A 14659-nucleotide genomic window follows, 5' to 3' on the forward strand; every position below is an offset into this window, starting at 1 on the left:
ATGTCTTTTTCGGAGGTACGCAACCGTTTTCCTCACTATGCAGTCGTGATATGCTCTACGCCCTCAACGCCAGAGCGCTGTCGATCTGGCCGACGCGATACCGTCATCCGTGCGTCACGATCATGTAAAATCACAGGAGCTTTACAGGCATGTCATCCAACGTTGCCCCGGCTAAAATCGCCATCGTCATGGGTTCAAAGAGTGACTGGGCCACCATGCAGTTTGCTGCGGAAATCCTCACTACGCTAACTATTCCCTTTCATGTGGAAATCGTCTCTGCCCATCGCACGCCCGATAAATTGTTCAGTTTCGCAGAGCAAGCCGCGCAGAACGGTTTTGAGGTGATTATTGCGGGCGCCGGCGGCGCGGCGCATTTGCCGGGCATGCTGGCGGCCAAGACCCTGGTGCCGGTGCTGGGCGTGCCGGTACAAAGCGCCGCGCTGAGCGGTATCGACAGCCTGTATTCGATTGTGCAGATGCCGCGCGGCATCCCGGTAGGAACATTGGCGATCGGCAAGGCGGGCGCCGCCAATGCCGCGCTGCTGGCGGCGCAGATTCTGGCATTACATGATGGTGCGATCGCAACGCGTTTGGCCGACTGGCGGCAGAGCCAGACCGATGAAGTGTTGTCCAACCCCGATCCGCGGGAGGAAGCATGAAGCCGGTTTGTGTTTTAGGCGATGGTCAGTTGGGAAGAATGTTACGCCAGGCGGGCGAACCATTAGGGATCGCGGTTTACCCTGTCGGGCTGGATGCGGAACCGGAGTCCGTTCCTTTTCAGAACAGCGTCATTACCGCTGAAATCGAGCGCTGGCCGGCAACGGCGCTCACGCGAGAACTCGCGGCGCACGCCGCTTTTGTCAATCGCGATATTTTCCCGCGACTGGCCGATCGTCTGACGCAGAAACAGTTACTTGACTCTCTGAATCTGGCGACCGCCCCCTGGCAACTGCTTGCCAGCGCCGCGGAATGGCCGCAGGTGTTTACCCGGCTTGGCGAATTGGCGATTGTTAAACGTCGCGTCGGCGGTTATGACGGCCGCGGACAATGGCGCCTGCGTGAGGGTGAACACGTCACGTTGCCTGCCGATTGCTATGGCGAATGCATCGTTGAACAAGGCATTAACTTCTCCGGCGAGGTATCGCTGATCGGCGCGCGCAACGTCCACGGAGAATGCGTCTTTTATCCGCTGACGCATAACCTGCATCAGGACGGTATTCTGCGCGCCAGTGTCGCCCTGCCCCAACCCGCGCCGCAGTTGCAGCAGCAGGCGGAGCAAATGCTGTCCGCCATTATGAATGAACTGGGCTACGTGGGCGTTATGGCGATGGAATGCTTCATTGTCGGCGATGGTCTGCTGATTAATGAACTCGCGCCGCGCGTGCACAATAGCGGTCACTGGACGCAAAATGGCGCGTCGATCAGCCAGTTCGAACTGCATCTGCGGGCGATTCTGGATCTGCCGATGCCAGCTCCCGCGGTCGGCACGCCATCGGTGATGGTCAATTTGATCGGGACTGACGTCAATATCGACTGGTTGTCATTGCCGCTGGTGAATTTGCACTGGTATGAAAAAGAAGTGCGTCCGGGGCGTAAAGTCGGACATCTGAATTTACACGATCGGGACACGGCTCAACTTAAACTGACGCTACAGTCACTGGCAACCATGCTGAGCGATGAATACCAAAGCGGTCTGGTTTGGGCGCAGGGAAAATTGTCCGACTGATTTACGCCGGGCATACGATGACTCTCCGTATGCCCGGCGCTCATCATGTTTATTAACGTAATGGCAATAACTTCCGAACAGAAAAAAGATAAAAAATGACTTTTCAGCGTGACATCCCTGAATTTGGGTTTATTATTTCCTTCTCGCCCATTTCGTTATATTTATTTTATGGTCATTTTTTAGCTATTAATTCGTTAATTAACGCATCAGGAAAGAGACCTTAAAAAATACAAAAATAAAGTATCATTATTGATGTTTTAATTTCCCGAATAATTTATTAAAATAATTCACTTCAATTCATTTATGTGATCGCCACAATATTATTTCCCGACGACAAACATATAGAATGCAGCCACTAAACAGTATGCCCCACCGACATCATTTATATGTCCTGTTCATGTTTATTACTGTAACGGCAAGTTGCCGGTACTGTACTTTTTATACACTGTGTTCACTTAGGAGAAACTTTCATGAGCACAATTCAAGATAGCAGCCAGGTACTGGAGCAAGCTTCAGGCTGGCGTAAAAGCGATACCGTCTGGATGCTGGGCCTTTATGGCACGGCCATCGGCGCCGGCGTGTTGTTTTTGCCGATAAATGCCGGTATTGGCGGCCTGATTCCATTAATTATTATGGCTATTATTGCCTTTCCAATGACTTATTATTCTCACCGCGCATTATGCCGTTTTGTATTATCTGGTAAAAAAGGTGGTGAAGATATTACCGAAGTGGTTGAAGAACATTTCGGCGTGGGTGCTGGTAAATTAATCACCTTGCTGTATTTTTTTGCAATTTACCCGATCCTGCTAGTTTACAGCGTGGCGATTACCAACACCGTCGATAGTTTTATTACTCATCAAATGCATTTGCCTTCTCCTCCCAGGGCCGTGCTGTCATTAATCTTGATCCTCGGATTAATGTTTATCGTCCGATTTGGCGAGGCGATGATCGTTAAAGCCATGAGCATTCTGGTTTATCCGTTTGTCGTTGTTTTAATGCTATTGGCGCTGTATTTGGTGCCGCACTGGAATACCTCTGTTTTTGAAAATGTGTCTTTAGCCAATAACGTCAGCGGCAATGGTTTACTGGCGACGTTGTGGCTGGCGATCCCGGTGATGGTTTTCTCCTTTAACCATTCGCCAATCATCTCTTCCTTCGCCGTTGCCAAACGTAAAGAGTATGGCGAAGACGCCGAGAAAAAATGCTCCCGCATTCTGTCTTACAGCCACATCATGATGGTCATCACCGTGATGTTCTTCGTGTTCAGTTGCGTGCTGAGTCTGTCTCCGACCGAGCTGATGGAAGCCAAAACGCAGAACATTTCTATTCTGTCTTATCTGGCGAACCATTTTAACAACCCGATGATGGGCTATCTGGCGCCGATTATCGCCACTATCGCTATCTCCAAATCTTTCCTGGGCCACTATCTGGGGGCGGGTGAAGGGTTCAACGGCATGATTGTGAAATCGCTGCGCAGCAAGGGGAAAACCATCTCCAGCACCAAACTGAACCGCATCACCGCGCTGTTCATGCTGATCACCACCTGGATTGTCGCCACGCTGAACCCTAGCATTCTGGGCATGATCGAAACCCTCGGCGGCCCGATTATCGCCTGCCTGCTGTTCCTGATGCCGATGTATGCCATTCAGAAAGTTCCGGCGATGAAAAAATACAGCGGCCATGTCAGCAACGTGTTCGTCACCATCATGGGACTGATCGCCATCTCCGCTATCGTTTACAGCCTGTTCGGTTAATCGCCAGCGGTACGGTTAATTCCCGACTCCGATTCGCCCAACTCAACGCCGGTACGTTATTTCGACGACCGGCGTTTTTTAAAGGAAGTCACTATGGTCAGCGTATTTGAAATTTTCAAAATTGGTATCGGCCCTTCCAGTTCACATACTGTTGGTCCGATGAAAGCTGGCAAAATGTTCACGGATGATTTGGTCAGTCAGTCGCTTATTTCATCGGTAACACGCATCGTGGTCGATGTTTATGGCTCCCTGTCTTTGACTGGCAAAGGCCACCATACGGATATCGCCATTATTATGGGATTGGCCGGCAACTTGCCGGATAACGTCGACATCGACGCTATCCCGGCGTTTATTCAGCAGGTAAAGGAAACCCACAGGCTGCCGATCCTGAACGGTCAATATGAAGTCAGTTTCCCGCTGGAAACCTCCCTGTGTTTTCAGGCGGAAAACCTGCCGCTACATGAAAATGGCATGACAATCCGCGCCTACCATCATCAGGAGTTGGTTTACAGCAAAACCTATTATTCTATCGGCGGCGGCTTTGTCGTCGATCAGGAGAATTTCGGTAAAACCATCCTGGCGGCGGAAAATGTTCCTTATCCGTTCTTTTCCGCGCAGAAGTTATTGAAGCACTGCCGCGACAATTGCCTTTCCCTGTCCGCGATCGTGATGAAAAATGAAATCGCCATGCATGGTCGTGAAGCCATCGAACAGTATTTCGCCAATGTGTGGCAAACCATGCAAAACGGCATTCATCGCGGCATGAATACCGAAGGGGTATTGCCCGGCCCGCTACGCGTGCCGCGTCGCGCCTCCGCTTTACACCGTCTGTTATTCATCAACGATCGTTTCTCAAACGATCCCATGGACTCGATGGACTGGGTCAATATGTTCGCGATGGCCGTCGCTGAAGAAAACGCGGCCGGCGGACGGGTGGTAACCGCGCCAACCAACGGCGCCTGCGGCATTATTCCCGCCGTATTGGCCTATTATGATCACTACATTCAACCGGTTACGCCTGAGTCTTATTTGCGTTACTTTTTAGCATCCGGCGCTGTCGGTTTGCTCTATAAAATGAACGCGTCTATTTCCGGCGCCGAAGTCGGCTGTCAGGGCGAAGTCGGCGTGGCCTGTTCCATGGCGGCGGCTGGTCTGGCTGAATTACTCGGCGCCAACCCGGAGCAGGTGTGTATCGCGGCGGAAATCGGCATGGAGCACAATCTGGGGCTGACCTGCGATCCGGTCGCCGGTCAGGTACAGGTTCCCTGTATTGAACGCAATGCCATCGCATCGGTGAAAGCGATTAACGCGGCCCGTATGGCCATGCGTCGCAGCAGTGAGCCACGGGTTTCATTAGATAAAGTAATCGAGACGATGTACGAAACCGGTAAAGATATGAATGCCAAATATCGCGAAACTTCCAAGGGCGGTTTAGCCATTAAAGTCGTACTGTGTGAATAATCTGTTGTTGTTGTTCTGATTATCGGTTAATAATTCGTGGGTTTATTAACCGATTTTATTTCTTTTCGTTGTCCGGCCAGGACCAGATGATATTGTTTTCGGCGGCCGCGATATACCAGTCGACAGTGCTGGTTGCGGCTTTTTCAACGCTTTCGTGCACCGCCCTTCTTTTGGCAGGAAAAGCCGCCGCCTTCTTGCGGATACGCCGCGGCGTATGTTTTTTCTCTCCGCTTACCTGCGCGTTAAATGACTCAACCTCGGCATCAAATAAAACTCCCTCTAATTGATGCAGACGATTAAGCCCGCGCAAAATACACAATAAGCTGCTGAGCGTTATCGATTCCCCCATCTCTGCGCGCTTAATGGTGGCAATACCCAAACCAGCGCGCTCAGCAAGATCAACCTGTGATAAACGCTGCTGGATCCGGGCATCTTTTATTCTCCGACAAAGCTCGGTAATTATTTCGCTTTCATTCATTGTGCTAAATCTCATTTAGCCCGCCATTTGCCTGTCTCGTTAAATTGTGTGCATTTTATCATCAATTTTTCTTATGGCACTAACAATCGGCAACCAGTATCGATTATCTTGATCAATCACATGAAAACGAAGCAACCGCGCTCCCCTGGAGACCTGCGCTCAAAATGACAGCGGTAAGTCTGTCCGCGGATTGGATTTTATCGTCACGATCGCGCCATAATGTTATTAGATATGGGATAAACCTTCAGCACACAAGTTTACCGGAGCGACAATGAGTCAGGATAAACTCTACATTGAGAAAGAGTTAAGTTGGTTATCCTTTAATGAACGGGTACTTCAGGAAGCGGCAGATAAAAGCAATCCTCTGATCGAACGCATGCGCTTTCTTGGCATCTACTCCAACAATCTCGATGAGTTTTATAAAGTCCGTTTTGCCGATCTGAAAAGACGCATTCTGATCAATGAAGAACAAGGATTAGACGGTAACCTACGCCATCTGTTGGGAAAAATTCAGGCGCGCGTACTCAAAACCGATCAGGTATTTGACAATCTTTACAACGAATTATTATTGGAAATGGCGCGTAACCAGATTTTTTTGGTCAATGAGCGTCAGGTATCGCCGAACCAGCAGGATTGGCTGCGGGAATATTTCCGACAATATTTGCGTCCGCATATCACGCCGATCCTCATCCTGCACGACACCAATCTGGTACAGTTCCTGAAAGACGACTACACCTATCTTGCGGTCGAAATCATCCGCGGCGACCAGACGAACTATGCGCTGCTGGAAATACCGTCGGATAAAGTCCCCCGCTTTGTTAATCTGCCGGCGGAAGCGCCGCGCCGGCGCAAAACCATGATTCTGATCGACAACATCCTGCGCTATTGCCTGGACGACATTTTCAAAGGCTTTTTCGATTACGATGCGCTTAACGCCTACTCCATGAAAATGACCCGTGACGCGGAGTACGATCTGGTGACCGAAATGGAATCCAGCCTGCTGGAACTGATGTCCTCCAGCCTGAAACAGCGCCTGACCGCCGAACCGGTGCGGTTTGTCTATCAGCGAGATATGCCTGATGCGATGGTCGCCATACTGCAAGAGAAACTGGGGATCTCCTCTTTCGATTCGGTGATCCCGGGCGGCCGCTACCATAACTTTAAAGACTTTATCAATTTCCCGAACGTGGGCCGCGCCAATCTGGTCAACAAAACGCTGCCGCGTCTGCGTCACGCCTGGTTCAACAACTTCCGCAACGGCTTTGACGCCATCCGCCAGCATGACGTGCTGCTCTACTACCCGTATCACACGTTCGAGCATGTGCTGGAACTGCTGCGTCAGGCCTCTTTCGACCCCAGCGTACTGTCGATTAAAATCAATATTTATCGCGTAGCCAAAGATTCACGCATCATCACCTCGATGATCCACGCGGCGCACAATGGCAAGAAAGTCACCGTGGTGGTGGAGCTCCAGGCCCGTTTCGACGAAGAGGCCAACATCCACTGGGCCAAACGGCTGACCGAAGCCGGCGTCCACGTTATCTTCTCGGTGCCGGGGCTGAAAATTCACGCCAAACTGTTTTTGATTTCCCGGCGAGAGGGGGAAGATATTGTGCGCTACGCCCATATCGGAACCGGTAACTTCAATGAAAAAACCGCCCGCTTATACACCGACTACTCGCTGATTACCGCCGATGAACGCATCACCAATGAAGTGCGCCGGGTATTCAACTTCATAGAAAACCCCTATCGTCCGGTGTCTTTTGAGCATCTGCTGGTGTCGCCCCAAAACTCGCGCGACAGGCTGTATAAATTGATCGAAAAAGAGATCGAGAATGCGCAGGCTGATATTGAGGCGGGCATTACGCTTAAGGTCAATAATCTGGTGGATAAAGGCCTGGTGGAAAAACTGTATCAGGCCTCTGCCGCTGGGGTAAAAATCAATCTGCTGGTTCGAGGCATGTGCTCGCTGATCCCGGACTTACCGGGGATCAGTGATAATATTCAGGCTATCAGCATCGTCGATCGCTATCTGGAACACGACCGGGTGTATGTGTTCAATAACGGGGGCGATAAAAAGGTCTACCTCTCCTCTGCCGACTGGATGACGCGCAACATCGATTACCGTATCGAAGTTGCCGTCGAAATGCTCGACCCCATTTTGAAAAATCGCGTACTTGAGATCCTTGATATTCTGTTCAGCGACACCGTAAAAGCCCGGGTGATGGATAAAGAGCTGAGCAACCGCTATGTATTGCGCGGCAACCGTCGTAAGGTACGCGCGCAAAATGCCATTTATGATTACATCAAGGCGCTTGAGCAATCCGGAGAACAAGCCTGAACATGCCAATAACAAACAACGATAATGCTGTGGTAAAACCCCAGGAATTTGCTGCTGTCGATCTGGGCTCCAACAGTTTTCATATGGTGATTGCCCGCGTGGTAAACGGCGCGCTGCAAGTGCTGAGCCGTTTAAAACAGCGCGTTCATCTGGCAGACGGACTAGACAGCCACAACATGCTCAGCGAAGAAGCCATGACGCGCGGTTTGAACTGTCTGGCCTTGTTTGCCGAACGGCTACAAGGCTTCTCCGCGCTGAATGTCTCCATTGTCGGCACCCATGCCCTGCGTCAGGCGGCCAATGCGCAGGAATTTCTGCGCCGGGCGGCGGAAATCATGCCCTATCCGATTGAAATCATTTCCGGCCATGAAGAAGCGCGGTTAATTTTTATGGGCGTCGAGCACACCCAGCCGGAAAAAGGCCGTAAGCTGGTGATCGACATCGGCGGCGGCTCCACCGAACTGGTGATCGGTGAAGATTTTGAGCCGATGCTGGTCGAAAGCCGCCGTATGGGCTGCGTCAGTTTTGCCCAGCAGTTTTTTCCCAATGGCGAAATCAGCGCGGCTAATTTTAGGCGCGCGCGTCTCGCCGCCGCACAAAAGCTGGAAACGCTGGCCTGGGAATACCGCATTTACGGCTGGGAGTATGCGCTGGGGGCGTCCGGCACCATTAAAGCCACCCATGAAATTCTGGTGGCGATGGGGGAGAAAGACGGCCTGATTACGCCGAAACGTCTGGATAAGCTGCGCGATGAAATTCTGCGGTTTAAGTCGTTCAAATCGCTGAGTCTGCCGGGCCTGGCGGAAGACCGGCAGTCGGTGCTGGTCGCCGGACTGGCTATTCTGTGCGGCATTTTTGACGTCCTGGCGATCAAGGAACTCCGTCTGTCTGACGGCGCGTTGCGCGAAGGCGTGCTGTATGAAATGGAAGGCCGATTCCGCCATCAGGATATTCGCATCCGTACCGCGCAAAGCCTTGCCAGCCATTATAATATCGATCGCGAACAGGCCCGCCGGGTACGGGAAACCACCGAGCGGCTATACGCTCAATGGGCGGATAATAACGCCAATCTGGTTCACCCGCAGCTAGAAGCGATTCTGAACTGGGCGTCAATGCTGCATGAAGTCGGGCTGGGGATAAACCACAGCGGTATGCACCGCCACTCGGCCTATATTCTGCAAAATACCAACCTGCCCGGCTTCAACCAGGAACAACAACTGCTGCTTTCCCTGATCGTGCGTTTACATCGTAAAGCCATCAAACTGGAAGAGTTTCCGCGGCTGAATCTGTTCAAAAAGAAGCAGTATTTACCGATGGTTCAGCTATTGCGCCTTGCCACCCTGCTGAATAATCAGCGGCAGGCCACCACCATCCCCGCCACGCTGCGCCTGCTCACTGACGATAACCACTGGACGCTGGTATTCCCGCAGGGTTTTTTCGCCCAGAACACCCTTGTTCAGCTCGATTTAGAGCGGGAACAGGAATACTGGCAGGATGTCACCGGCTGGAAACTGCATATCGAAGAAGAGCCAATCTGAGCTTAATGCCAAAATACGGTTTTGCTTTATGACCAAAATCGGCATTAACAGCATGCCTCCTGATTGCCTATCACATGCCGCCGTTCCCTGCTAACGGTGGTTTCCTGTTTGCGGGTATGGCGGGGTTGGCGATACGCTGACTGCTGGCGGGCAACGCAACAGGTTACCATCCAGCCCGTTGCGTTGGCGGCATGGGCGCGACCTGATCTGATTATTTAACCGGGTGCCGATCCGTTTTGGGCTGGCTGGCACGATAGGCACCGCATCGTTATTAATTAAGCGTTTTAATTTCTGCCAGGGATAAATTCCAAACATTCAATCAGACGTCACCGTCGGCCACCCTTGTACGACTTTGCCGCCATGAGCGCAACCGTCGCCCATCCTGACCACCGGTTTACCTTCTATGGTGAAGATGGTTGAACCCGAAACCAGACCATCCGGCATCCCGACACCCGTACACAGCGCTTTTCCGCCCACCACGGCGACAGGAATACCATTGATAGTGACAATCGACTGCCCGGCATCAATAATCGGCCCGCCGACATGCGGCACCGGCCCGGGTTCAACTTTCGGGCAAACATGCACATGCCCCAGTATTGCGACTGGTTTTCCCATATATTCACCTATAATAAATAAGGTCGTTTTAGCTTTTCTGCTTGCGCATCGGCAATACTTTGATTGATGCGAATACGGCCATTAAAATCGCCGCCATTTACCCAGGAAAAAAGACAAGCGTCTGTCCGTTGAATAAACGGATTGAGTTCAATCAATGTCGTAGTAAATTTCCCATCCTGATAATCAATGGCAACGTCTGCAACTACGGAATCGAGATGCAATACAGGCAAGAGTTTTTGCAAAAACATGATTATTTGAAGGCGTATTTCATTTTCCTTTTCTTTCAGAAACGGAAAGTATTCCAGACAATGATATTGAGAAACGCCAATGACTTTACCACCCCGAATGAAACATCTGAACTCGCCCCAGCGCGGAATATCTCGCCATTCCCTCAGGAACAACCAAACTGGTGTTGACGATTGCAGACAATCCCAAAGATAGGATGCGACGCGGCGATTCGGTACAGACAGCTGTTTTACAACACCTTCCACCGTATTCAGACTAGGAAGTGATGCATCATGGTAGCTGACGCCACCGAATCGCACAAAAACAGGCTCGTTAAACACCGACAAGGCATATTCGATATATTCATGTAACTGTGCAGAAAAGATCGGTTTTTCCAGTAGTCCTCTGGCGGTCATGAATTCATCGGTACACGCGCCAATAGCGATAATGTCCCGCTCATGGAGTTCAATGCCTTCACTCTTGAACGACAGAGCCAAAATATCTTCCGACCAGTTTTCAATAAATGTCTGTTTGTGCTCAGAGTACATGCTCAATTAACCTTAACATCCTGTTTTTGACAGTGGCATATAGAAAAAATTACAACTCATTTTCCGATGTTGGCATATTTAGAAATTCTTTTAGCGAGTGGGCCAGAAACCCCAATCCCTCACCGATGACTAAATTATCAACATAATATCGCCAATGGAATATATGTTGATAAGTGGTAGAATTAGGTCTTACGTCATATATAATATAGGCATCTCCATCATCATCGTAATTCCTTCCTATGGCAACAAGGCCATTTACTAAGCCATTTTCGTCAGAATCTGATAACATATTTGTTTGTGAAATTAATCTTTCACTATTAGACAAAACATTCACAAGAACAATTATCACTTTTGAATTATACCTACATAAACAAGATGATTTATCGTCAATTGGGCTGCATGATTCATCATTTGTCAGAGCGAGAAAATCTTTATATTCTCTAGGCAGTTTTACATTTATTCCATTTTCTATAGACAAAATACTGGCATTTACTTTTATCTCATCAGAAATAAATTCCTCATTGCTAATTACCCAGTTTTTCAGGTCTTCTTTTTCAATAGTCATATTAAAAATCCTCACTTCGCCACATTGAATCGCCACCTTTATGAGGGGTTCCGCCATTAACTTTACCCGCTTTATTATAAGCAGTATGTATATCAATATCCACGTAACTCATTGTTATTCCATCAGGCTCATGGTGCCAAGTTCCAATATCATTTTCGTCTGGAGCGAGTTTTTTTCCATATTTTTCATTCAGCGCACTCTTAGCTTTTGTGAAATCAGAACGATCTCCCCTCATATCTATTTCTACTTGGTAAGGCTTATCTCCGTTACCAAACGGCTTTCCATCTTTCAAAGGCGGAAATCCTGAGAAGTCAGGATGTCCATCTTTAAACGGGATCCCCTCTTTACCGTGACGCTGAACTGCATTATAAAGGCTTTTGTTCTTTTCAGGATCGGGCTTATATATTCCTGTTCCCGGCGGACAAGGTTTTCCATCTTTATCTACCCATTTCCCCTTATCGGACGACGGTAGTCGACCAGGATCCATAGATTTGTCGTTTTCAAATTTTTCACGAGCCAGCCTTTTGCATTCTTCCGTTTTGCACTTTCCAAGCTCGCTGTCCAATTTTTCCTTTTTTCTCTTGGCTATCAATTCGTTCCAGTATTTTTTTGCATTTTGACGCGTTGCTGCAAATACTTTCGTATTCAGTGCAGCTTTGGCCTTAGATAAGGCTTCCGTCACTTTTTCAACTTTTGCCGCTATTTTCCCTGCTTTCGCGGCATCACCCGCTATCGGGATAAGTCCCAATACATCCAGTGCGGCTCCACCCCAGTCGCCTTTAAAAAGCGAACGCCCCAATGACGCTACATCTGCCGCCGTACCAAACGGTGGCGGTGCGGCTCCAGCGGCTGCCAAGCCACCATCAATAATAAGCTCACTGTATTGAGACTCCATTTCAAGCACTTTCTTGCGATCTGCTTCAATTTCAGGACTTTCACTTCTTGCTCTGATATTCGCCATATTATTCTCCCTGTCGTTTCACCGGTTTCACTCCGGAAACCAGTAATTCGGATGGCTGTGCATGATGGCGTCGATACCTTGTTCTTCGCTGACCTCGGTAAACAGCGCTTCCAGACGTTCATCTTCACTGCGTCTGGCATCAGCAAGGATTTGCCTGAACCCATCAAACTCGAAGAAGTTCGACCCGACGCCCCACATGAAATACAGAAACTTCGCCTGATTGGTCGGTTTGTGGATATGGAACTTTTTCGATATCTCCCGGCCATTCAGCGTCATCGTATACAGGATTTCCGGCTTATGCCCCTGCTTGTGCTCCGGCAGTGTTTCTTCCATCACCTCATCCACAAACCACCGGGAAAAATCCTTATCGCTCATCAGATGCGACTCCATTTGCAGGTCATCAAAGTGCCACATGGTCAGTATTCTCCTCTTGGGGTGGGATAACAGGCAACGTCAGGTGTGTCACCTTCAGTCCATTGGCATCATGGGCATAATGCATTAACTGCCCCGGCTCATCGGTGATTTCCGTATAGACGGCATAAAGCGGTGTAAAGAAGTCCGCCAGCTGTTCTGGCGTCAGCTGCGGAATAAACTGATTGAATGTCTTCGGCTGGTAAAAGCGGAAAAAGTAGGTTTTGCCATTATTGATGACTTTGGTGAACTTCTTGAAATGCCTGACCAACGGTATCAATGGCAGCGTGCTGCGCACGATGATGCCCCACTGCCGCATATACCCGTCCGCCAGCCACCAGTCCAGCACATCACTGTGCGCATTGACCTGCACCAGATAGGGCGCAACGTGACCGAGATTATCCAGCACCGACACATCAAACAGCGAGCGATAAGCTGGCGAAAAACCCTCCAGACAGATGGCGATATCCGGGCTGACTGCCGCGTTCAGCAATAAATAGGTGTGAAGGGATTTTTCGTGTTCATCCACAATGGTGGATGCGGGAGTGAATACCGTCTGTTTCAGACCATCACTCACCGCGTCATAAGGATTCTCTAACATATTGCCTCCCTGCCTATTTTTTCTTGTACGGACACTCTTCCGAGAACGGTTTGTCGCTGCTCAGCGCCGCCGCCTGCTCTGCTGCACCGCCGGACATATCAATGGATGGCGCTTTCAGTTTGATGCTCTTTGCCTGAATGGTCACGCCGCTGTCGTCGATGGTGATGGTGCCGCCCGGCCCGCCAATCACCATCTTTTCTTTAGCGTAAAGCGTATGCTTTTTGGTGCGAGAGAAAATGGCGCTTTTGCTCTCGATGTCGTATTTATCCCCTACCAAGAGTTTCAGCACCTGACCGACAGACAGCGTTTGGGTATGACCGACCAGCGTGTTTTTATACAGGCCAACCTGCTCAGTACTGGCGATACCGGTGGTATCCGAACGAAACTTCTCGACGACCGTATTAAAAATGCCGGAGCCGGGCATCAGGCTGGAAAGCAGTCCGGCCAGCGAGGTGCCTTTCGATACCATATCCAGCCCGGCTTTGGATTTGAATCCGCCCGCGTCGGTAAAGGACTTCCCGGCGGTCAGCGACATGGTTTCCGCCGCCGCGCCAACTTTATTGATGTCATCGGCAAACTGCTCCACGCCCGGCTCCCCCACTTTAGCGGATTCCTTCTTCATGAATTTTCCGCTATTGGCTATCAGGCTGAACAAACCGCCCAGCAGTCCGAGTCCCTGTCCGCCCACCGTCAGATTCATGTTGCCGCCGACCCGGTGCTGGTGATGTTTACCGATTTCCGTATTCTGATTTTCCCCAATACTCTCCACCACGCTGGAATCCACGCGTTTGGTCATGTCGTGCAATATCTTGACCGACATATCTTTCTGGGCGTGGATATGAATATTTTCCCGCCCGGATTCATCTTCAAAAGAGAGCTCATTGAAACCGCTGCCCTGATGGGTGTCGGAACGCAGCACCATCTTGGTTTTATGCTCCGGCAGCGAATACGGCACCGGATTGGTGGCATGATACGTCCGCCCGGTCACTATCGGCTGGTCCGGGTCGCCCTCCAGAAAACTCACGATTACCTCATGTCCGATGCGCGGTATCGCCACCATCCCGTACTGGCCGCCCGCCCATCCCTGACTTACCCGCACCCAGCACGAGCTCTGGTCATTGCTGGCGCCGTACCTGTCCCACGGAAACTGCACTTTCACCCGACCATACTGGTCGCAGTAAATCTCTTCCCCCGCCGGGCCTGTCACCGTCGCTATCTGCGGGCCGTCCACCCTCGGCTTGTACGGCATCTCGCTCCGCCAGGTGGTTTTGCCGTTCACCACCCTGAAACCGTTGCTCAGCGTCGTCGGCTCGCCGCCGCTCTCCTCTTCCAGCGCCTGCGGCTGTTGCCCGCTGTGCGTCACCCCCACTATCTGCCAGGCGATATTCAGCGCCGGGTTCGGGTGCTCCGTCATCTGAAACGTGCTGCCCGGCAT

The 14659-nt window shown here is 50.6% G+C and carries 14 protein-coding genes; 6 read left to right on the top strand and 8 right to left on the bottom strand.

Features of this window, described 5'->3' with window-relative positions:
- Positions 1-149: 149 nt before the first annotated feature.
- From purE to HOY33_RS17950, 4 genes are all read left to right on the top strand, one after another.
- Positions 150-659 (top strand): 5-(carboxyamino)imidazole ribonucleotide mutase, encoded by a 510-nt coding sequence (purE, locus tag HOY33_RS17935; RefSeq protein ID WP_172291498.1) that lies wholly within the window; start codon positions 150-152, stop codon positions 657-659.
- On the top strand, positions 656-1726 hold the full coding sequence (gene purK, locus HOY33_RS17940) for a 5-(carboxyamino)imidazole ribonucleotide synthase (protein WP_172291499.1): 1071 nt from the start codon (positions 656-658) through the stop codon (positions 1724-1726). Before purE ends, purK begins: the two co-directional genes overlap by 4 nt.
- 470 nt (positions 1727-2196) lie before the next feature.
- Positions 2197-3480 (top strand): HAAAP family serine/threonine permease, encoded by a 1284-nt coding sequence (locus HOY33_RS17945; RefSeq protein ID WP_172291500.1) that lies wholly within the window; start codon positions 2197-2199, stop codon positions 3478-3480.
- 93 nt (positions 3481-3573) lie between these two features.
- Positions 3574-4941: an L-serine ammonia-lyase gene (locus HOY33_RS17950; protein ID WP_172291501.1), complete on the top strand. Its 1368-nt coding sequence runs from the start codon at positions 3574-3576 to the stop codon at positions 4939-4941.
- 55 nt (positions 4942-4996) lie between these two features.
- On the opposite strand, the gene HOY33_RS17955 is transcribed toward HOY33_RS17950, so the two are convergent.
- The gene (locus HOY33_RS17955; protein ID WP_172291502.1) at positions 4997-5434 is read right to left on the bottom strand and encodes a helix-turn-helix domain-containing protein; all 438 of its coding nucleotides are present in this window, start codon (positions 5432-5434) and stop codon (positions 4997-4999) included.
- A 256-nt stretch (positions 5435-5690) separates the two neighbouring features.
- On the opposite strand from HOY33_RS17955, the gene ppk1 reads away from it, so the two are divergent.
- The gene (gene ppk1 / locus HOY33_RS17960) at positions 5691-7760 is read left to right on the top strand and encodes a polyphosphate kinase 1 (RefSeq protein ID WP_172291503.1); all 2070 of its coding nucleotides are present in this window, start codon (positions 5691-5693) and stop codon (positions 7758-7760) included.
- 2 nt (positions 7761-7762) lie between these two features.
- Complete coding sequence (gene ppx / locus HOY33_RS17965; RefSeq protein WP_172291504.1) at positions 7763-9298, top strand: exopolyphosphatase; 1536 nt, start codon at positions 7763-7765, stop codon at positions 9296-9298.
- Between the two features lie 315 nt (positions 9299-9613).
- On the opposite strand, the gene HOY33_RS17970 is transcribed toward ppx, so the two are convergent.
- From HOY33_RS17970 to tssI, 7 genes are all read right to left on the bottom strand, one after another.
- On the bottom strand, positions 9614-9913 hold the full coding sequence (locus tag HOY33_RS17970) for a PAAR domain-containing protein (RefSeq protein ID WP_172291505.1): 300 nt from the start codon (positions 9911-9913) through the stop codon (positions 9614-9616).
- A gap of 8 nt (positions 9914-9921) precedes the next feature.
- Positions 9922-10686, bottom strand: coding sequence for a regulator (locus tag HOY33_RS17975; protein WP_172291506.1), 765 nt, complete (start codon positions 10684-10686; stop codon positions 9922-9924).
- Between the two features lie 49 nt (positions 10687-10735).
- Positions 10736-11251, bottom strand: coding sequence for an SMI1/KNR4 family protein (locus HOY33_RS17980; RefSeq protein WP_172291507.1), 516 nt, complete (start codon positions 11249-11251; stop codon positions 10736-10738).
- A gap of 1 nt (position 11252) precedes the next feature.
- Positions 11253-12212 (bottom strand): HNH endonuclease, encoded by a 960-nt coding sequence (locus HOY33_RS17985; protein WP_172291508.1) that lies wholly within the window; start codon positions 12210-12212, stop codon positions 11253-11255.
- 27 nt (positions 12213-12239) lie between these two features.
- Positions 12240-12626: a hypothetical protein gene (locus HOY33_RS17990; protein ID WP_172291509.1), complete on the bottom strand. Its 387-nt coding sequence runs from the start codon at positions 12624-12626 to the stop codon at positions 12240-12242.
- A complete protein-coding gene (locus HOY33_RS17995; RefSeq protein ID WP_172291510.1) occupies positions 12613-13224 on the bottom strand; it encodes a DUF4123 domain-containing protein in 612 nt (203 codons plus the stop codon). The genes HOY33_RS17990 and HOY33_RS17995 overlap by 14 nt, the downstream gene beginning before the upstream one ends.
- A 13-nt stretch (positions 13225-13237) precedes the next feature.
- The coding region (tssI, locus tag HOY33_RS18000) for a type VI secretion system tip protein TssI/VgrG (RefSeq protein ID WP_172291511.1) at positions 13238-14659 on the bottom strand (1422 nt) is incomplete at its 5' end.

Source organism: Brenneria sp. hezel4-2-4, assembly GCF_013155275.1.
Classification (GTDB): Bacteria; Pseudomonadota; Gammaproteobacteria; order Enterobacterales; family Enterobacteriaceae; genus Brenneria.